18 protein-coding genes are annotated in these 18,089 nt (G+C 68.0%); 12 read left to right on the top strand and 6 right to left on the bottom strand.

The window, feature by feature from the left end; genetic code table 11:
* The first annotated feature begins 37 nt into the window (after positions 1–37).
* Both orn and ADE01S_RS21875 read left to right on the top strand, forming a co-directional pair.
* Entirely contained in the window at positions 38–583 is a 546-nt protein-coding gene (orn, locus tag ADE01S_RS21870; protein WP_062683861.1) for an oligoribonuclease, read from the top strand.
* An 11-nt stretch (positions 584–594) separates the two neighbouring features.
* Positions 595–1,584, top strand: coding sequence for a sigma-54 interaction domain-containing protein (locus ADE01S_RS21875; RefSeq protein ID WP_062683862.1), 990 nt, complete (start codon positions 595–597; stop codon positions 1,582–1,584).
* A 27-nt stretch (positions 1,585–1,611) separates the two neighbouring features.
* Here ADE01S_RS21875 and ADE01S_RS21880 read toward each other — a convergent pair whose 3' ends face one another.
* From ADE01S_RS21880 to ADE01S_RS21890, 3 genes are read right to left on the bottom strand one after another with little or no spacing between them, the layout of a single operon-like run.
* Positions 1,612–2,577, bottom strand: a complete 966-nt coding sequence (locus ADE01S_RS21880) for a tripartite tricarboxylate transporter substrate-binding protein (RefSeq protein WP_062683863.1) — start codon at positions 2,575–2,577, stop codon at positions 1,612–1,614.
* 56 nt (positions 2,578–2,633) lie between these two features.
* Positions 2,634–2,960, bottom strand: a complete 327-nt coding sequence (locus ADE01S_RS21885; protein WP_062683906.1) for a DUF4387 domain-containing protein — start codon at positions 2,958–2,960, stop codon at positions 2,634–2,636.
* Positions 2,961–2,972: 12 nt separating this feature from the next.
* Complete coding sequence (locus tag ADE01S_RS21890) at positions 2,973–4,334, bottom strand: acyclic terpene utilization AtuA family protein (protein ID WP_062683864.1); 1,362 nt, start codon at positions 4,332–4,334, stop codon at positions 2,973–2,975.
* A gap of 223 nt (positions 4,335–4,557) precedes the next feature.
* Between ADE01S_RS21890 and ADE01S_RS21895 the strand changes: the two genes are divergently transcribed.
* Positions 4,558–5,193, top strand: coding sequence for an NAD(P)H-hydrate epimerase (locus ADE01S_RS21895; protein ID WP_062683865.1), 636 nt, complete (start codon positions 4,558–4,560; stop codon positions 5,191–5,193).
* Positions 5,194–5,254: 61 nt separating this feature from the next.
* Here ADE01S_RS21895 and paaX read toward each other — a convergent pair whose 3' ends face one another.
* Positions 5,255–6,184: a phenylacetic acid degradation operon negative regulatory protein PaaX gene (gene paaX / locus ADE01S_RS21900; protein WP_062683866.1), complete on the bottom strand. Its 930-nt coding sequence runs from the start codon at positions 6,182–6,184 to the stop codon at positions 5,255–5,257.
* A gap of 173 nt (positions 6,185–6,357) precedes the next feature.
* Here paaX and paaA point away from each other — a divergent pair, with 173 nt between their 5' ends.
* From paaA to paaK, 9 genes are all read left to right on the top strand, one after another.
* Positions 6,358–7,347: a 1,2-phenylacetyl-CoA epoxidase subunit PaaA gene (paaA, locus tag ADE01S_RS21905; RefSeq protein ID WP_062683867.1), complete on the top strand. Its 990-nt coding sequence runs from the start codon at positions 6,358–6,360 to the stop codon at positions 7,345–7,347.
* A gap of 196 nt (positions 7,348–7,543) precedes the next feature.
* Positions 7,544–7,828 carry a 1,2-phenylacetyl-CoA epoxidase subunit PaaB gene (gene paaB / locus ADE01S_RS21910; protein ID WP_006388300.1) on the top strand — a complete coding sequence of 95 codons (285 nt, stop codon included), beginning with the start codon at positions 7,544–7,546 and terminating at the stop codon, positions 7,826–7,828.
* A 15-nt stretch (positions 7,829–7,843) separates the two neighbouring features.
* A complete protein-coding gene (gene paaC / locus ADE01S_RS21915) occupies positions 7,844–8,608 on the top strand; it encodes a 1,2-phenylacetyl-CoA epoxidase subunit PaaC (protein ID WP_062683868.1) in 765 nt (254 codons plus the stop codon).
* Positions 8,605–9,111 carry a 1,2-phenylacetyl-CoA epoxidase subunit PaaD gene (gene paaD / locus ADE01S_RS21920; protein ID WP_062683869.1) on the top strand — a complete coding sequence of 169 codons (507 nt, stop codon included), beginning with the start codon at positions 8,605–8,607 and terminating at the stop codon, positions 9,109–9,111. The genes paaC and paaD overlap by 4 nt, the downstream gene beginning before the upstream one ends.
* Positions 9,112–9,124: 13 nt before the next feature.
* Positions 9,125–10,213: a 1,2-phenylacetyl-CoA epoxidase subunit PaaE gene (gene paaE, locus ADE01S_RS21925; RefSeq protein WP_062683870.1), complete on the top strand. Its 1,089-nt coding sequence runs from the start codon at positions 9,125–9,127 to the stop codon at positions 10,211–10,213.
* 47 nt (positions 10,214–10,260) lie between these two features.
* Positions 10,261–11,925 (top strand): phenylacetic acid degradation protein PaaN, encoded by a 1,665-nt coding sequence (gene paaN, locus ADE01S_RS21930; protein WP_062683871.1) that lies wholly within the window; start codon positions 10,261–10,263, stop codon positions 11,923–11,925.
* A 135-nt stretch (positions 11,926–12,060) separates the two neighbouring features.
* The gene (gene paaG, locus ADE01S_RS21935) at positions 12,061–12,849 is read left to right on the top strand and encodes a 2-(1,2-epoxy-1,2-dihydrophenyl)acetyl-CoA isomerase PaaG (RefSeq protein ID WP_062683872.1); all 789 of its coding nucleotides are present in this window, start codon (positions 12,061–12,063) and stop codon (positions 12,847–12,849) included.
* Positions 12,849–13,319 (top strand): hydroxyphenylacetyl-CoA thioesterase PaaI, encoded by a 471-nt coding sequence (paaI, locus tag ADE01S_RS21940; RefSeq protein ID WP_062683873.1) that lies wholly within the window; start codon positions 12,849–12,851, stop codon positions 13,317–13,319. The genes paaG and paaI overlap by 1 nt, the downstream gene beginning before the upstream one ends.
* Before the next feature lie 111 nt (positions 13,320–13,430).
* The gene (gene paaK / locus ADE01S_RS21945; RefSeq protein WP_062683874.1) at positions 13,431–14,744 is read left to right on the top strand and encodes a phenylacetate--CoA ligase PaaK; all 1,314 of its coding nucleotides are present in this window, start codon (positions 13,431–13,433) and stop codon (positions 14,742–14,744) included.
* A gap of 207 nt (positions 14,745–14,951) precedes the next feature.
* Here paaK and ADE01S_RS21950 read toward each other — a convergent pair whose 3' ends face one another.
* Together ADE01S_RS21950 and ADE01S_RS21955 are read right to left on the bottom strand one after the other, a co-directional pair.
* Entirely contained in the window at positions 14,952–16,352 is a 1,401-nt protein-coding gene (locus ADE01S_RS21950; RefSeq protein WP_062683875.1) for an MATE family efflux transporter, read from the bottom strand.
* Entirely contained in the window at positions 16,349–18,079 is a 1,731-nt protein-coding gene (locus tag ADE01S_RS21955; protein ID WP_062683876.1) for an ArnT family glycosyltransferase, read from the bottom strand. The genes ADE01S_RS21950 and ADE01S_RS21955 overlap by 4 nt, the downstream gene beginning before the upstream one ends.
* Positions 18,080–18,089: the final 10 nt, after the last annotated feature.

Consider the following 18,089-nt stretch of genomic DNA (forward strand, 5'->3'; position numbering starts at 1 on the left):
GTATGTGCGAAAATCGCGTGTTTTATAGGTAAATTATATGGCTGTGAACGAAAACCGCCTGGTCTGGCTGGACATGGAAATGACCGGCCTGGACCCTGAAAAGGAACGCATCATCGAGGTCGCCGTGGTCGTGACCGAGGCCGACCTGACGGTCGTGGCCGAAGGCCCCGTGCTGGTGGTGCACCAGCCCGACAGCCTGCTCGACGCCATGGACAACTGGAACAAGTCCACGCACGGCAAGAGCGGCCTGATCGACAAGGTCAAGGCGTCCACCATTTCCGAGGCGCAGGCAGAGGATACGCTGTTGGCGTTTCTCGCGCAGCACGTGCCGGCCGGCAAATCGCCGCTTTGCGGCAACACCATCAGCCAGGACCGCCGTTTCATGTTTGCTTACATGCCGCGCCTGGAGCAGTTCTTCCACTACCGCAACCTCGACGTCAGCACGCTGAAGGAACTGGCGCGCCGCTGGGCGCCCGCCGTCTACAAGGGGTTCGAGAAGAAAAGCCGCCATGAGGCGCTGGCCGACATCTACGAGTCGATCGACGAGCTGAAGTACTACCGCGAGCACTTCCTGAAAGTGTAGGCGCCGCGTCCATGCAGACCGCCCCGTTCGCCTGCGAACCGCTCACCGGGGACCATCCTTCGATGGCGGCGCTGCGGGATCTGGTGCGCCGGGTCGCGCGCAGCCGGGCCAGCATCGTCCTCATCTATGGCGAAACCGGCACCGGCAAGGGGCTGGTCGCCCGCAGTCTGCATGCGCAATCGGCGCGCGCGGCCAAGGGCTATACCGAGATCAATTGCGCCGCCATTCCCGGCAACCTGCTCGAATCGGAGCTGTTCGGCCATGAGCGGGGCGCGTTCACCGGCGCGGTGGCGCGCAAGACCGGCCTGCTGGAGGCCGCCAACGGCGGCAGCGTGTTCCTGGACGAGATCCGGGAGCTGGACCCGGTCATGCAGGCCAAGATCCTGACGCTGCTGGACAGCCGGCGCTTCCGGCGCATCGGCTCCGTCCAGGAAGTGTCGGTCGACGCCCGGTTCATCGCGGCCACCAACAAGATCCTGCTGGGCGAAGTCCAGGCGGGGCGTTTTCGCGACGATCTCTACTACCGGCTGCAGGTCGTTTCGATCAATCTGCCGCCGCTGCGGGAACGCGGCGACGACGTGCTGGTGCTGGCGCAGCGCTTCCTGGAGCGCTACAACGCCACCCACGGCAGCGCCTTCACCGTCATCGATCCCGAGGTTCGGCGCATCTTCAAGGCCTACGCCTGGCCGGGCAACGTGCGTGAATTGAGCAATCTGCTCGAACGGATCTGCATCCTGGAAGACGGCGATACCGTGCTGCCGAGGCATCTGCCGCAGCGGATCCTGCGCGACGCGGGCAAGCCCGCGCCGGCGGCCGCGTCGTCCTCCGGCGGGGGCTATGCCGAACAGACCGCGCAGTTCCAGCGCGGCTTGATCCGGTCCACCCTCCAGGCCGAAGGCGGCAATCTGGGCCGGGCCGCGCAGCGGCTGGGCCTGACGCGGCACGCCTTGCGCCACCAGATGATCAAGCTGGGCCTGGGGCCCGCGCCGGACGGCGCGTAACGTCGTCCGCGCCCTGGCGCGCCGGGGTTATTCCGAACTGATGCCGTGCTTGCGGGCGATTCCCTGCCAGAGGGCGAGTTCGTCGCGCACGCGCTCGCCAAATTCCGCGCTGCCCATGCGGGCCGGCACGGTGCCGTCGATATCGAGCAGGGCCGCCATTTCCGGGGAGGCCGAGATCTCGTTGAGCGCGGCGTTGAGCCGGTCGATGTAGGGCTGCGGCGTGCCCGCGGGCGCGAACACGCCGACCCAGATCTGCACGGCGTACCCCGGCAGCGTCTGCGCGGCCGGGGGCAGGTCGGGAAAGGCCAGCTGCGGCGCCTCGGCGGTGGTGGCCAGCAGCTTGACCTTCTTGCCCTGCACGACCGGGGCCAGCGTGCTGTAGTTGGACAGCATGACGTCGATCAGGCCGCCCGCGAGGTCGGAGGCCGCGTTGGCCGCGCCCTTGTAGGGCACGTGGGTCATGCTCGTGCCGGCGGCGTCGTCCAGCATGACCGTTGCCAGGTGCGCCAGCGAGCCGACGCCGGCCGAGCCGTAGTTCAGGGCGCCGGGGCGCTTGCGGGCCGCCGCCAGCAGCTCTTGCAGCGACCCGTAGGGCGTCTGCGCCGAGGTTGCGACGACCAGCGGGCCCTGGCCGATCATCGCGACCGGGGCGAACTGCTTCAGGGGATCGTAGGGCAGGTGGGGCTGGGTGGCGGCGGTGGTCAGGAAGGTCGACGAGGTCAGCAGCAGCACCGAGCCGTCCTTGGCCGAGCGGGCCACGTACTCGGAGCCGATCGCGCCGGCGGCGCCGCCGCGGTTTTCCACGATGACGGTGTTGCCGAAGCGGGCCGCGAGCTGGGGCGCTATCGCGCGGGCGATCGCATCGTTGCTGGCGCCGGCGGTGAACGGCACCACGATCTTGACCTGCTTGGGCACGTCGGGCTGGGCCGCCGCCGCCGCGCCGGCCAGGGCGATTCCGGCCAGGAACAACAAGGTTTCTTTTAGCGCTTTCATGATCGATTCTCGAAGGAAGCGAAAGGGGAAGGGCGCCGTTTCCGGCGCCCGAGGCATCAGTCCGGCATGGGGACCGCGATGTCAAGCAGGGGCGCGTATTGCTGCGCCCCGAAGATGTCGCCGTCGCCCGCGGATCCGCTGGGGGCCAGGCGGTAGATCGTGAACTTGATGGCCAGGCCGGGATCGTAATGCACGAAGTCGGAGATCCGGCCGTCCTCGATCCGGTAGAGCGCCGCGACGCTGGCGCGCGTGACCGCGCCGGAGCGCTTGACCGCCTCGTAGACCGCGGGCTCGCGGAAGATGATGTCGAAGGTGATCTTGTTCACGCCCGCGTTCTTGCTGCGGATGGTCTTGGCCAGGGTGCTGAGTTTCTGCGTGGTCATGGTCATGCCGGCTCAGGCGCCGGCCACGGTGAGGTGGGTCGGGAAGAGTTCGCCGGCATCGGCCACCGGCAGCGTGTGGTTCAGGGTCCAGCGGTAGGCCGCGCTCGTGCGCACCACCTCGTCCAGCGGGAACGACACCGAGCCGGCCGTGCCCTTCACGTCGGGCAGGCGGGCGTAGAACATCTGGCGCAGGCCGGTCAGCGTGAGTTCCTCGGCCATTTCACCGGTGGGGGCGACGCCCTGGACCATGACGCAGAGCTCGTGGCCGGGCTGGTCGCGCAGCGGTTCCAGGTCGCCCATCACGCCGTCGCGTCCGTACACCTTGTAGTGCAGCTCGTAGCCCGAATCGCCGAAGCGCTCGCGCACCTTCTCGCGCGCCCAGGCGATGACGCGGTCCACGTTCTCGATGGTGTAGGGATCCCGGATGCCGCAGAGGCCCATGTAGCGCTCGCCGACCTTGCCGGAACCCTCCAGCTTCACGCGCACCTGCTCGGCGGGCACGAAGCGCGAGCCGGTGATGCGGGTGGTCTTGTCGCTCAGCTGTTCATAGTTGCAGTGGGTCATGTCGAGCTTGCCGCCGGCGAAATACTCTTCGTACGGGTTGGACCGCTCGTACATCGCGTGGCCGGCGACCGACGCGATGGTGCAGCGCTGGTCGGGATGCATGGCGGTGACGCGCACGTCCTCGGCCGAGATCTCCCCCATCACGGTTTCCTTGCCGCCATAGGGCTCGGCGCAGAACGACGCGCATTCCAGCACCTTGCCCAGGTAATAGGCCTTGTCGGCGTCGTAGCCCCGGTGCAGCGCCGGCGCGGCGAACACGGCGGCATCCGAGCTGCGGCCGCCGATGACGACGTCCGCGCCGGCTTCAAGCAGCTTGATATAGGGATGCACGCCGGCGACCGCCACGATACGGTCCGTGGCGTCGAGCTCCGCCTCGGTCAGGTCGGCGTAGCCGTCCAGGCCGGCCACCTGGGCGCCGTCGCGCAGCGCCTTGCGCACGCGCTCCTTGTCCACCTCCGAATAGAAGTAGCCGATCTTGAAGGGCGCCAGCCCGTGCTCGGCGGCGATCTCCTTGACGAGCTGCACGTACAGGTCCACGCGGCTGTTGGAGCCGGTGTCGCCGGCGGATCCCACGATCATGGGCACGCCCAGCTTGCGCGCGGCCAGAAGCATCTGCTCCAGGTCGTGGCGCTGCCACGCCAGCGGGCTGGTGGACGTGTCCGATCCCAGCGGCACGGGGCCCACGTCGTCGCTGCCCGAATCGGCGGCGATGATGTCCGGCCCGGCGGCCACGCCGCGCTGGAAGCTCTCGGTACGCAGCGGGGCGAATCCTAAGTGCCCGTTCGGGCAGATGATGCTCATGGAACGCATTGGTATAGTCTCTTCGGTTGGTCGTCCGGTCTCGCTCGTACCGGCCTTGGCTATAACGCAAAATGCGTGCCAGGCGGGAACGCGCCGGCGCCCCGCGAATTTGCTGGGATCCTGGCGCCTGCTGTCGCGGCAGGCGGGTAAATTTCCACGCATTGCGTGAATTTCACGCATCCCGACGCCGACGGCCGGCCCCGGCCGGGCGTTTCCCCATGAGGTATCCGCCATGCAGCCTCGTTATTCCGTTGCCCAGATCCGCGATGCCGAACGCCAGGCCCTGGCGGGCGGTCGGCGCCTGATGCCCTTGGCGGGAGCCGCGGCCGCGCGTTTCGTCGCGGCGCGGATCCCGCCGGGGACGCCCGTGCTGGCGCTGGCCGGGCCGGGCAACAACGGCGGGGACGCGCTGGAGGCGGCGACCCTGCTGCGCGCCATGGGCCACGACGTTCGGGTGCTGCTGCCGTCGGGGCCGCAAGGGCTGCCCGCCGATGCCGCCCGGGCGCACGCCGGTTGGGTGGCGGCGGGCGGCGCCACCCTGTCCACCCTGGAGCCCGGGTACCGGCCCGGCCTGGTCATCGATGGGTTGTTCGGCATCGGCCTGAACCGGCCGCTGGGCGCCGATTGGCAAGCGCTGGTGGATACGGTCAACGCCTGGGGCCTGCCGGTGCTGGCGCTGGACGTGCCCAGCGGCCTGGATGCCGATACGGGCGCAGCCCTGGGGCGGCCGATACAGGCCCGCTGGACGCTATCCTTCATCGCCCGGGCGAGGGGGCTGGATCAGTCCGGGGCCGCGGCGGGCGCTATCGGCGAATCGCACCTGGACACGCTGGGCGTGACGATGCCGGCCGGCGCCGGGGGCGCCTGAGCGCGATCCGTTCGCTCGGACCCGGGCTTACCCAGAACTCGCTGGCCGCGGGCCCCGCGCCTCAGGCCGGCTTGCCGCCGAAGCGCGACGCGATGTCGGCCGCCAGCGGCGCATAGCGCTCGTTGTCGCGGCCGGCCAGGGCGTTCAGGTGCGCCTCCGACGCGTCGAACACCCGCCAGTAGATGCGGCCGCAGATCTCGCGGGCCGCGTGGCCGGGCCAGTTGTCCGGCAGCATGGGGCCGGGCAGCTGCGGATCGTGCAGCACGATCCGGCGCCAGCTGTGCAGCAGCATGACGCGGACGATGAAGGCCTCGGAGGGGGCGGGCGGGGTTTCCAGCAGCTTTTCCAGCGGGCCGAAGTTCTTGGTGAACTGCCGGTACTGTTCGGCCACGTCATCCAGGTTCCAGCACTGCGAGGCCAGGCTTGCGATGGGCAGTCCGCCGGCGCCGGCCAGGTCGCGGGCCGACAGCACCAGCGCCCGGTCGGGGATGCCCAGCTTTTCCAGGATGTCGTGCGCCGCGCGCGCCTCGGTGTGCGGATGGGCGAAGAGCCCGGGCGCGATCATGCCGAACCCTTCCCAGACGAGTTCCCGCCGCAACTCCGCGCGCTCGGCCAGGCCGTTGCCGGTGCGCGGCAGCGCCACCAGCGTCCACTCCCCGTTCCATTCCTGGGGCGGCCCTTCATAGATGCGCTGGGAGGCGTGCGCGGTATGGCGCAAACCCTGTTCGGAAATCAGGTAGAGGCTGCGGCGCCCGTGGCGTTCGGACTGCAGCCAGTTCTGCGCGACCAGGCGGAAGACGCTGGTGCGCAGCAGGCGTTCATTGATGCCCAGCGGCGCCAGCAGCTCGATCAGGTCGCCCAGCCAGATGGCGCCGCCATGAGGGGCGAGGGCGTCGCCCAGCAAGCTGACGCAAAGCGATTTCGCGCGCGGCGGATCGTTCTTGATCAAGCGGGACAGGAAACGGTCCAGGGGCGACTGAGGGTTTGCCATTAGAGGGGGCCACGGGCGGCCGATATCGGGATCGGCAATATGATACATAAATCTAATGTGATACAGATTTGAGTTTGACAATGAATTTTTTGTATTAAATAATCCTTGTATGACATGACGGCACTGCGCAACGTTTGCTTTGCGTTTTCGCAAACCGTCTCAAGGAGACATACATGTACGCTCAACTCGTCGAAACCGGCGTCAAGCAGGTCAAGACCGCGGACCAGCTCGAAGGCCAGGAACAGGCGTTCCAGCGCCGCATCGACGACGGCATCCGCATCGAGGCCAAGGACTGGATGCCCGAGGCCTACCGCAAGACGCTGGTGCGCCAGATTTCCCAGCACGCGCACTCCGAAATCGTGGGCATGCTGCCGGAAGGCAACTGGATCACGCGCGCGCCGTCGCTCAAGCGCAAGGCTATCCTGCTGGCCAAGGTCCAGGACGAGGCCGGTCACGGGCTCTACCTGTACAGCGCCGCGGAAACCCTGGGCGTGTCGCGCGACGACCTGATCGACGACCTGCACGCCGGCCGCGCCAAGTACTCCAGCATCTTCAATTACCCCACGCTCAGCTGGGCCGACATCGGCATGATCGGCTGGCTGGTCGACGGCTCCGCCATCATCAACCAGATCCCGCTGTGCCGCTGTTCCTACGGCCCGTATGCGCGCGCCATGGTGCGCGTCTGTAAGGAGGAGTCCTTCCACCAGCGCCAGGGCTACGACCTGCTGATGCAGATGTGCCTGCACGGCACGCCCGAGCAGAAGGCCATGGTGCAGGATTCCCTGAACCGCTGGTGGTGGCCTGCGCTGATGATGTTCGGCCCGAGCGACGCCGACTCCCCCAACAGCGCCCAGTCGATGGCCTGGAAGATCAAGCTCTTTTCCAACGACGAACTGCGCCAGAAGATGGTGGACCAGACCGTGCCGCAGGCCGAGTTCCTGGGCCTGACCGTCCCCGACCCCGAGCTGAAGTGGAACGCAGAGCGCGGCCACTACGACTTCGGCGAGATCGACTGGAGCGAGTTCTACGCGGTGCTCAAGGGCAACGGCCCGTGCAACCGCGAACGCCTGGCCGCCCGCGTGAAGGCGCACGAGGACGGCGCCTGGGTGCGCGACGCCCTGGTCGCCTACGCCGACAAGCAGGCCGAGCGCAAGGCAGCTTGAAAGGATGACGCCCACCCCCGAAGCGCTGCGCGCTTCCCCCTTGGGCGGGCCCCGCTCAAGGGGCGCCGCTGCGGCCCGGCGTAGCCGGCTCCGCGCGGCCGCGCTACCGCTCCGGTAGGTGAGCTTCCAGACCCACTCTTCTAACCATTGCAGATCAGGGCGCGCGGCGCGCGCCCGGTATTCAAGGACATCCATCATGAGCAAAGACTGGCCCCTGTGGGAAGTGTTCATCCGCAGCCAGCACGGCCTGGCGCACAAGCACGTCGGCAGCCTGCATGCGCCCGACGCCGAAATGGCGATCAATCACGCGCGCGACGTCTACACCCGCCGCAACGAAGGCCTGAGCATCTGGGTGGTGCGCGCCTCCGACATCTCGGCCAGCAGCCCGGGCGACAAGGACCCGCTGTTCGAGCCGGCCAACAGCAAGGTGTACCGGCATCCCACCTTCTTCCCGATGCCCGAAGAAATCAAGCATATGTAAGGCGGCGGGGGAGACATGGACAAGACTCTGTTTGAATACCTGCTGCGCCTGGGCGATTCCTCGCTCATCCTGTCGCAGCGGCTGGGCGCCTGGACCGGCCACGGCCCCATCCTGGAAGAAGACCTGGCGCTGACCAACACCGCGCTGGACCTGCTGGGCCAGGCCCGCATGTGGCTGACGCTGGCCGGCGAAGTCGAGAACGCCGGCCGCGACGAAGACGCGCTGGCCTACCTGCGCGACACGCACCAGTTCCACAACGTGCTGCTGGCCGAGCGGCCCAACGGCAACTACGCCGACACCATGGCGCGCCAGTTCCTGTTCGACGTCTGGCACTATTTCCTGCTGCAGCGCCTGGAGCAGTCGTCCGACGAACGCGTCGCCGCGATCGCGGCCAAGGCCATCAAGGAAGTGACCTACCACGTGCGCCGCTCGTCGGACATGGTGGTGCGCCTGGGCGACGGCACGGCGGAAAGCCATGCCAAGATGCAGGCGGCGATCGACGACGCCTGGCGCTTCACGGGCGAGCTGTTCGCCGACGACGCCATCGACCAGGACGTCGCCGCCCGCGGCATCGGCTGCGAGCTGGCCGCGCTGCGCCAGCCCTGGCTGGCCCACGTGCGCGAAGTGCTGGAGGAAGCCACCCTGACGGTGCCCGACGAGGCCGCCGCCAACCACCTGGCCCACCGCGGCGGCCGCCAGGGCAGGCACACCGAGGAACTGGGCTACGTCCTGGCCGAAATGCAGTTCCTGCCGCGCGCCTATCCCGGAGCGAAGTGGTGAACGCGCTGGCGCCCGTTTCCGCCGACCAGGTCTACGCCTGGCTGCAGGAGGTCCCCGATCCGGAGATCCCCGTGCTGTCCGTGGTGGACCTGGGCGTGGTGCGCGAGGTGTCCTGGGACGGCGACGTCTGTGTCGTGGTCATCACGCCCACGTATTCCGGCTGCCCGGCGATGCGCGAGATCACCCAGGACATCGAGCAGACGCTGGCCGGCCACGGCATCGCCGAGGTGCGCGTGGAAACCCGGCTGGCGCCGGCCTGGACCACCGACTGGATGAGCGAGAAGGGGCGCGAGGCGCTCAAGGGCTACGGCATCGCCGCGCCCGCCGAGCGCGCTGTCGATATCTCCGGCATCAGCCGCCGCGCCCCCGGCCCCGCCATCGCCTGCCCGCGCTGCGGGTCGAGCGACACGCGCCTGGTCAGCAATTTCGGATCCACGTCGTGCAAGGCGCTGTATCGCTGCGTGTCCTGCCGCGAGCCCTTCGATTATTTCAAGACTCACTGATAGCGGTTTCGAAATGAGCCAGAACCAATTCCATTCCCTGACGGTGGCGTCGGTGGCGCGCAATACGCGCGACGCCGTCGTCGTGACCTTCGACCTGCCCGAGGCGCTGGCGCAAGAGTTCGCCTTCCTGCCCGGCCAGTACCTGACCCTGCGCACCCGGCTCGACGGCGAGGAACTGCGCCGCTCCTATTCCATCTGTTCCGCGCCGCACGACAAGCTGCTGCGCGTGGCGATCAAGAAGGTGGACGAGGGCGCGTTCTCCAGCTGGGCCAACCACGAGCTGCAACCCGGCCAGACGCTGGAAGTCATGGCGCCGGCGGGCAATTTCACCGTCGATTTCTCCCCCGAGAACGAACGCCACTACGTGGCGTTCGCCGTAGGCAGCGGCATCACGCCGGTGTTTTCGCTGGTCAAGACCGCGCTGTCCACCGAGCCCCGCAGCAAGTTCACCCTGTTCTTCGGTAACCGCGCCTCGTCGGCCGTGCTGTTCCGCGAAGAGATCGAAGACCTGAAGAACCTCTACATGGAGCGTTTCTCGCTGGTCTACATCATGAGCCGCGAGACCCAGGACATCGAACTGTTCAACGGCCGCCTTGACGGGGACAAAGTCGATCAGCTCATGTCGGCCTGGATGAGTCCCGAGGATATCGATTACGCTTTTGTCTGTGGTCCGCAGACCATGACCGAAAGCGTGGTCGAGCGGCTGCAGGCCCGCGGCATCCCGAAGTCGAACATCAAGTTCGAGCTCTTCGGCGCGCCGAAGGGGCCGCGCGCGTTGCGCACCGGCCAGGACGCCCGCCAGGCGCCCGGCAAGGGGCAGTGCGAGGTGACCGTGGTGCAGGACGGCCACAGCCGTATGTTCGTCATCGACAAGAACAAAGACAGCGTGCTGGATTCGGCGCTGGCGCAAGGGATCGAACTGCCGTATTCGTGCAAGGGCGGGGTGTGCTCCACCTGTCGTTGCAAGGTGATCGAGGGCGAAGTGGACATGGATGCCAACTTCGCCCTGGAAGACTACGAAGTGGCGCGAGGCTTCATCCTGAGCTGCCAGAGCTTTCCGGTCAGCGACCGCCTGGTCATCGACTTCGACCAGGAAACCTGACCCGGCCCGCGCCAGGCAGAAAAAACCTATTCATTTGGAGAGACGCAGTGTCCGAAAAATTCTTCGAGCGCCACCAGCCCCTGCTGGAACAAGCCATGGCCGCGGCCGCCCTGCGCGGCTACTGGAGCCCCTACGCCGAATCGCCCAGCCCCCGCAACTATGGCGAGACCGCCAATGACGACGGCCGCGCCGCCTTCGAGGCCTTGCGCGGCAAGCCGTTCCCGCTGAACCTGCACGACGCCGACGGCACTGTGGGCGGCGAGCAGTCGCCCTACGGCTTCGACCTCGGCATCACCTATCCCCACGTGCCGGCCGACAAGCTGGTCGCCGCGTCCAAGCGCGCGCTGGAGAGCTGGCGCCGCGCCGGCCCGCGCGCCTGGGTGGGCGTGTCGCTCGAAATCCTGGCCCGGCTGAACAAGCGCAGCTTCGAAATCGCCTACGCCGTCCAGCACACGACCGGCCAGGGCTTCATGATGGCCTTCCAGGCCGGCGGCCCGCACGCGCAGGACCGCGGCTTCGAAGCCGTGACCTACGCCTGGCAGGAAATGTCGCGCATCCCGGGCGTGGCCATCTGGGAAAAGCCGCAGGGCAAGAACGATCCCATCCGCATGGAAAAGCAGTTCACCGTGGTGCCGCGCGGCGTCGCCCTGGTGATCGGCTGCTCCACCTTCCCCACCTGGAACGGCTACCCGGGCCTGTTCGCCAGCCTGGCCACCGGCAACACGGTCATCGTCAAGCCGCACCCCGGCGCGATCCTGCCCCTGGCCATCACCGTCAAGGTGGCGCGCGAAGTGCTGCAGGAAGCCGGCTTCGATCCCGACGTGGTGCTGCTGGCCGCCCATGAGGCGGGCGACGACACCGCGCAGAAGCTGGCGCTGGACCCCGCCGTCAAGATCATCGACTTCACCGGCAGCTCGGCCAACGGCAACTGGCTGGAAGAAAACGCCCGCCAGGCCCTGGTCTACACCGAGAAGGCCGGCGTCAACCAGGTCATCATCGATTCCACGGCCGACCTGAAGGGCGTGGCGCGCAACCTGGCGTTCTCGCTGGCCTTGTATTCGGGCCAGATGTGCACGGCGCCGCAGAACATCTACGTGCCGCGCGACGGCATCCAGACGCCGGAAGGCCGCGTGAGCTTCGACGATGTCGCCACCGCGCTGGGCACTGCGCTGGAGAAGGTCGGCGCCGATGCCGCGAAGGCCGTCGAGCTGACCGGCGCGATCCAGAACGAAGGCGTGGTCGCTCGCATCGAGAAAGCGCGCGCGCTGGGCCTGCCCGTGGTGGCCGACAGCAAGGCGCTGGCGCACCCGCAGTTCGAGAACGCCCGCGTCCGCACGCCGCTGCTGCTGCGCACGGAAGCCGGCAACGCCGCCATCAGCCAGGAATGGTTCGGTCCCATCGCCTTCGTCGTGGCCACGGACTCCACCGCCCACAGCATCCAGCTGGCGCGCGACAGCGTGATCGAGCACGGCGCGCTGTCGCTGTCGGCCTACACCACCGACGACACCGTCGCCGAACAGGTGCAGGACGCGGCCGAGGTCTCCGGCGTGTCGCTGTCGCTCAACCTGACGGGCGCGGTGTTCGTCAACCAGACCGCGGCCTTCAGCGATTTCCACGGCACCGGCGCCAATCCGGCCGCCAATGCCGCCTTGTCCGATTCGGCCTTCGTTTCGAACCGGTTCCGTGTGGTCCAGACCCGTCGTCATATTTGAAAGCCCACCCCCGAAGCGCTATGCGCTTCCCCCTAAGGGGGCGCCGCAGCGGACCGGCAGAGCCGGCTCCGCGCGGCCCGGGGACAGGAATAGATCCATACCTTTGATGAGTGGCGCGCGCCATGGATAACTGATATGAGCTACCAAGACATTCAATTCGACCTGTCGGGCGGCATCGCGCGCCTGACGCTGAACCGGCCCGACAAACTCAATAGCTTCACCGCCAACATGCACGGCGAGGTGGCCGACGCCTTGACCCGCGTGGAAACGGAAGGCGCCCGCGTGCTGGTGCTGACCGGCGCGGGCCGCGGCTTCTGCGCCGGCCAGGACCTGAGCGAGCGCACGCCCGCCGCCGACGGCACGCCGCCCGATTTGGGCGAGACCGTCGACAAGTTCTACGCGCCGCTGGTGCGCCGCCTGAATGCCCTGCCCATGCCCGTCGTGGTGGGCGTGAACGGGGTGGCGGCCGGCGCAGGCGCCAACCTGGCTTTCGCCGGCGACATCGTTGTCGCCAAGGCGTCGGCCAGTTTCATCCAGTCGTTCTGCCGCCTGGGCCTCATCCCCGACACCGGCGGCACCTTCGCGCTGCCGCGCCTGGTCGGCCGCGCTCGCGCCATGGGGCTGGCGATGCTGGGCGACAAGCTCAGCGCCCAGCAGGCGCAGGATTGGGGCCTGATCTGGAAATGCGTGCCCGACGAGGAATTCGACACGGCGCTGGAGCAGCTGGCCCAGCATTTTTCCAAGGCCCCCACCAAGGGGCTGGCGTTCACCAAGCAGGCCATCCAGGCCAGCCTGGGCAATGATCTATCCACCCAACTCGACCTGGAACGCGACATGATGCGCGAACTGGGTCGAAGCGCGGATTACGCGGAAGGCGTGGCCGCCTTCCTGGGCAAGCGCGAACCGCAATTCAAGGGGCAATAATGAACGCACACGTTCCCGCCGTCGACGTGCCGGCCGATCCCCAGGAGCTGGCGCAGGCCGTCGGCACCGTGATGTACGCGGGCGATGCCGCGTCGCAGGGCCTGGACATGAAAGTCGAGGAAATGGCGCCTGGCTATGCCCGCCTCACGATGCGCGTGCGCCCCGACATGCTGAACGGGCACAAGACCTGCCACGGCGGCTTCATCTTCGCCCTGGCCGACAGCGCCTTCGCGTTCTCCTGCAATTCGCGCAACGTCAGCACCGTTGCCTCCGGCTGCACCATCGACTACCTGGCGCCGGGCTTCGAGGGCGACCTGCTGACCGCGGTGGCCCAGGAGCGCTCGCTGGCCGGACGCACCGGCGTCTACGACGTGACCGTCACCAATCAGGAAGGCCGCAACGTGGCCCTGTTCCGCGGCCGTTCGTACCGTATCAAGGGCCAGATCGTCGGAGTCCCCGCGGACGCTTGAGCCAACCATCCAACCAAAGACAAGACCGCCAGCCCGGCCGTTTGCGCGCGGATGCCCCGCGCGTCGCGCGGCCGGACTCCGCGTAGAGAGAATTTCAGGAGAGAGATAACCATGTCCAACACCATGAGCAAGCCGGGGCTGGACCCCATCGAGCATGCCAGCCAGGATGAGTTGCGCGCCTTGCAGCTGGAGCGGCTGAAGTGGTCGCTCAAGCATGCCTACGAAAACGTCCCGCACTACAAGAAGGCGTTCGACGAGGTCGGCGTGCACCCCGACGACCTGAAGCAACTGTCCGACATTTCCAAGTTCCCCTTCACCACGAAGAAGGAACTGCGCGAGAACTACCCCTTCGGCATGTTCGCCGTGCCCCGCGAGCGCATTTCGCGCATCCACGCGTCCAGCGGCACGACGGGCAAGCCGACGGTGGTGGGCTACACCAAGGGCGACCTGGACAACTGGGCCAATCTCGTCGCGCGCTCGATCCGCGCCGCGGGCGGCAAGCCCGGCGACACGGTCCACGTCGCGTACGGCTACGGCCTGTTCACGGGCGGCCTGGGCGCGCACTACGGCGCGGAACGCCTGGGCTGCACGGTCATTCCGATGTCGGGCGGGCAGACGGAAAAGCAGGTGCAGCTGATCAATGATTTCCGCCCGGACATCATCATGGTCACGCCCTCCTATTTCTGCAATATTCTGGAGGAACAGCGCCGCCAGGGGATTGACCCGCGTCAAAGCTCGCTGCGGATCGGCATCTTCGGCGCCGAGCCCTGGACCGGCCAGATGCGCGCCGACATCGAAACCGAAGCCGGCATCGACGCCGTCGACATCTACGGCCTGTCCGAAGTGATGGGGCCCGGGGTGGCGAGCGAATGCGTCGAGACCAAGGACGGCCCGGTGGTCTGGGAAGACCACTTCTACGCGGAGATCATCAATCCGGATACGGGCGAGCCCGTGGCCGACGGCGAGCCCGGCGAGCTGGTGTTCACCTCGCTGACCAAGGAAGCGATGCCCATCATCCGCTACCGCACGCGCGACCTGACCCGCCTGTTGCCGCCGACGGCGCGCAGCATGCGCCGCATCGGCAAGATCACCGGCCGCAGCGACGACATGCTGATCGTGCGCGGCGTGAACATGTTCCCCACGCAGGTCGAAGAACTGGTGCTGAAGATCGCCCAGTTGGCGCCGCACTATCAGCTGGTGCTGTCGCGCACGGGCAATATGGACGAGCTGGAAATCCTGACCGAGCTGCGGGCCGAGTTCTCGGGCCTGTCGGACGCCGACCGCTCGAACCTGGGCAAGCAACTCCAGCACGCCGTCAAGACGCACATCGGCGTGAGCGCGCGCATCCAGGTGTCGGACGCGGGCCATGTGGAACGCACGCTGACGGGCAAGGCCCGCCGCGTCATCGACAAGCGTCCGAAATAGTAGGGGGAGGGGGAATGAGCCCCCCACGCCGCGCCCGCTGCGCGGGCTAGCTGCCCCCCCGAGGGGGGCTGCCCCGCCTTGGGGCGGCCCGGCGGCGGGGCGTTGCCCCTCACGCCGCGCCCGCTGGACGGGCTAGCGGCCCTTCGAGGGGCAGTCATTCCTTCAGTCTTTCCAGTAAAAAAGCAGCCCTTGGGCTGCTTTTTTTTCCTACCTGATCGCGCCGCGGACGATGCGGCGGTACCAGAAGTGCAGGAGGGCGGCGGAGAGGGCCAGGCCGGCCATGGCCATCAGCCACATGCTGCCCGCGCCTTCCGGCGAGCCGGGCACGAGCACGGCGCGTATGCCGTCCAGGCCGCCGCGGCCGGGGCCGAAACCGAACCACCAGCCGCCGACCAGGCCCACGCCCGCGAGGGCCACCATCTGCAGCAGCAGGGGCACCACCGCCACTTTGTAGGCGCGCAGCAGGTACGAGTTGATGCATTGCATCGAATCGAACAGGTGGAACAGGGGCAGCACGGCCAGCAGCGTGGTCGCGACCGCGGCCACGCCGGGGTTGTCGGTATAGGCCGCCAGGATGAGCGGCCGGCCGGCCAGCAGCACCGCCGCCGTCAGGAGGGCGCCGGCGACGCCGAGCGCGAGGCCGGCCATGCCGGTGCGGTGCGCATGTTCCAGGTTGCCGGCGCCGATGGCCTGCGCGGTCAGCGCGGCGGTGGCCACGCCCAGCGCCATGGGCATCATGTAGCACAGGGCGGCCAGGTTCGACATGATCTGGTGGCCGCCCGTCACGAAAGTGCCTTCGCGCGCCACCAGCAGGGCCATGAAGGTGAAGGCCGACACTTCGACCAGGTAGGAGCCGCCCATGGGGATGCCCAGGCGCAGCAGTTCCTTGAGCGTCTTCCAGTCGGGCCGGCCGACCCGCAGCTTGAAGCGCCGGTAGTAGCGGTCGTGGGTGATGACCCACAGCCCCAGTCCCAGGCTGATCCACGAGACGATCGCGGTCGCGAGGCCGGCGCCGGTGGCGCCCATGGGCGGCAGGCCCAGGTTGCCGTAGATGAGGAGCCAGTTGAAGAAGGCCTTGAAGCCGATCGCTGTGAGGTTGATCGCCATGACCAGCTTGGGCCGCGACACCGAGGTGCCCAGCGCGTAGATGGTGCGGAACACCAGCGCGGCGGGCAGGGCCAGCACCAGGGCCTGCAGGTAGGAGGCGATGCGCGCGCGCACCGCGGGATCGACCTCGCCCGAGAACGACAGCCAGACGTCGGGGAACAGCATCAGGATGGCGCCCACCACGGACAGGCCCAGCGCCAGCCAGACGCCCTGGCCCCAGCTGCGGCCGACTTCGAGGTTCTGGCCCGCGCCGAAGTGCTGGGCGAGGATGGGAATGAGGGCGTGCACCACCCCCATCAGGCCGACGAAGATGGTGATGTAGATGGACGCGGACAAGGCCATGGCGGCCAGGTCGGTGGCGCTGGAATGGCCCGTCATGGCGGTATCCAGCACGCCGAAGGAAATCCCGGCCCATTGGCTGACCAGCACCGGCCAGGCCTGCTTGGCGATGCCTCGCAGGGTGGCGCCGAAAGTCATCGGCTCAAGGGACGCCGGGGTCATCGGTTCGTACCGACCCTGAGCAGGCGGAAGACTTCCTGCCGGTCCGCGCGCCGACCGCCTTGCCACAGCACGTCCGCGCCTTCGCTATAGGCGGCGGTGTTGTCGCGCAGGCTCTGGTTGCTGGTCTGCTGGAGAATCAGCGTGCACTTGGCGTCGAAGGTGAACGTCAGGTTATTGAAGATCAGGAACGAGGCGCGCTGGCCGCTGCCCAGGCTCAGGCCGCGCACGCATTCGCCGGGGCGGACGTTCTGCTCCAATGCCTGCGCCAGCTGGCCCGACACGGTGCGGTAGCTGCGCGCGTAGTCGACCGCGGGCTGCCACAGCAGCACCAGCAGGATCCAGGTTACGGTCAACCCGCCGGCCGACAGCACGGTGCCGCGCCACAGGGCTTGCGGCTTGACTCGCAGCCGCCACACCACCAGCGCGATCCAGGCCAGGGTGAACACCAGGGCCAGCGCGAAGGCGACCCAGGAAATGACCGGCTCGTAGCCCGTGGTCTGGCGGGCGATGTTGCGGGAAATCTGCGCCGGCCAATGGAAGTGCAGGGCGACCCAGCCGAGCCATACGGTGGCCGCGGTCAGGGAAAAGCACATGACGGCGAACCAGTCCAGCGTGTTGACCACGCCGCGGCGCAGCGTCGGCAGCGAGAAGGCGGCCAGCACGGCGCAAGGCACGGCCAGCAGCACGTATTCGGAATCCGTGGCTTCTTCGAGGCCGAACAGCACCAGCGCCGAGCAGACCAGCAGGGCCAGCGGCAGCCAGATGTGCGGGGCATAGATCCACGAGCGCCAGCGCCAGATGGCCAGCAGCGCCAGCGGCCAGGTCGGCCACAGGTACCAGGGGAGGTCGCGCAGCGTGCGGCCCATGTCGTGCCAGTTCGGCGCGGCGAAGGACGACAGGTTCCAGATCTTCCAGTTGCGGATCCAGTATTCGCTGCCCTGGCTGGCGGGAATCCACCAGGCCAGGATCAGGACGAGGGTCACCAGCGCCGCCCAGGGCAGCCAGCGGCGGCAGCGCCACAGCTGGCCGCGCGGGTAGAAGGCCAGCAGCGCGCCGACCATGATGGGGATCGCGCCGACCCAGCCGCGGGTCAGGAAGCTGGCGGCCAGGGCGATGCCCAGGGTGGTGCAGCCGGTGAAGGGCCGGTCCACGCTGCGGGCCAGCGAATAGAAGGCGAGCGCCTGCCACGCCATGATGGCGGGCACGACGGTGGTTTCATGGGTGCGTTGCAGGATGCCGACCGTGGCCAGCAGCAGGAGCAGGGCGGCGTCGGCCAGCATGCGGCCGTAGTCGCGCGGCTCGGGCTCGCCGCCGAACGGCAGCGCCAGCGGTTGCGCCTCGGCCCGGCGGCCCAGCAGATAGGTGCCGTACCAGACGCTGGTGGTGGTGATGGCGAACCACAGCAGGTTGGGCAGGCGGCCGGCGGTGATGTCGCCGATGAAGGGGCCGAACAGCCAGATGCAGATCGCGCCCACCCAGGTGATCAGCGGGCCTTCCTCGGCGTGGGCCAGCAGCCCGACCTGGGGCAGCAGCCAGGTGATGCCGCCTTCGCGGATCGCCGTGATCATGGTCGCCAGTCCGACCGCATCGTCCGTTTTCCACGGGTCGCGCATGAACAGGCCGGCCACGATATAGGCCAGCAGCAGCCCCAGCAGGATCAGCCTGGGCAGTTTCGCGGTAGCCACGGACGTGAGCCGGGCCGGTGTGGAAAAGGATAGTGGGGACACGGGCGTTAAT

The sequence above is a fragment of the Achromobacter denitrificans NBRC 15125 genome (genome assembly GCF_001571365.1).
GTDB lineage: Bacteria > Pseudomonadota > Gammaproteobacteria > Burkholderiales > Burkholderiaceae_B > Achromobacter > Achromobacter denitrificans.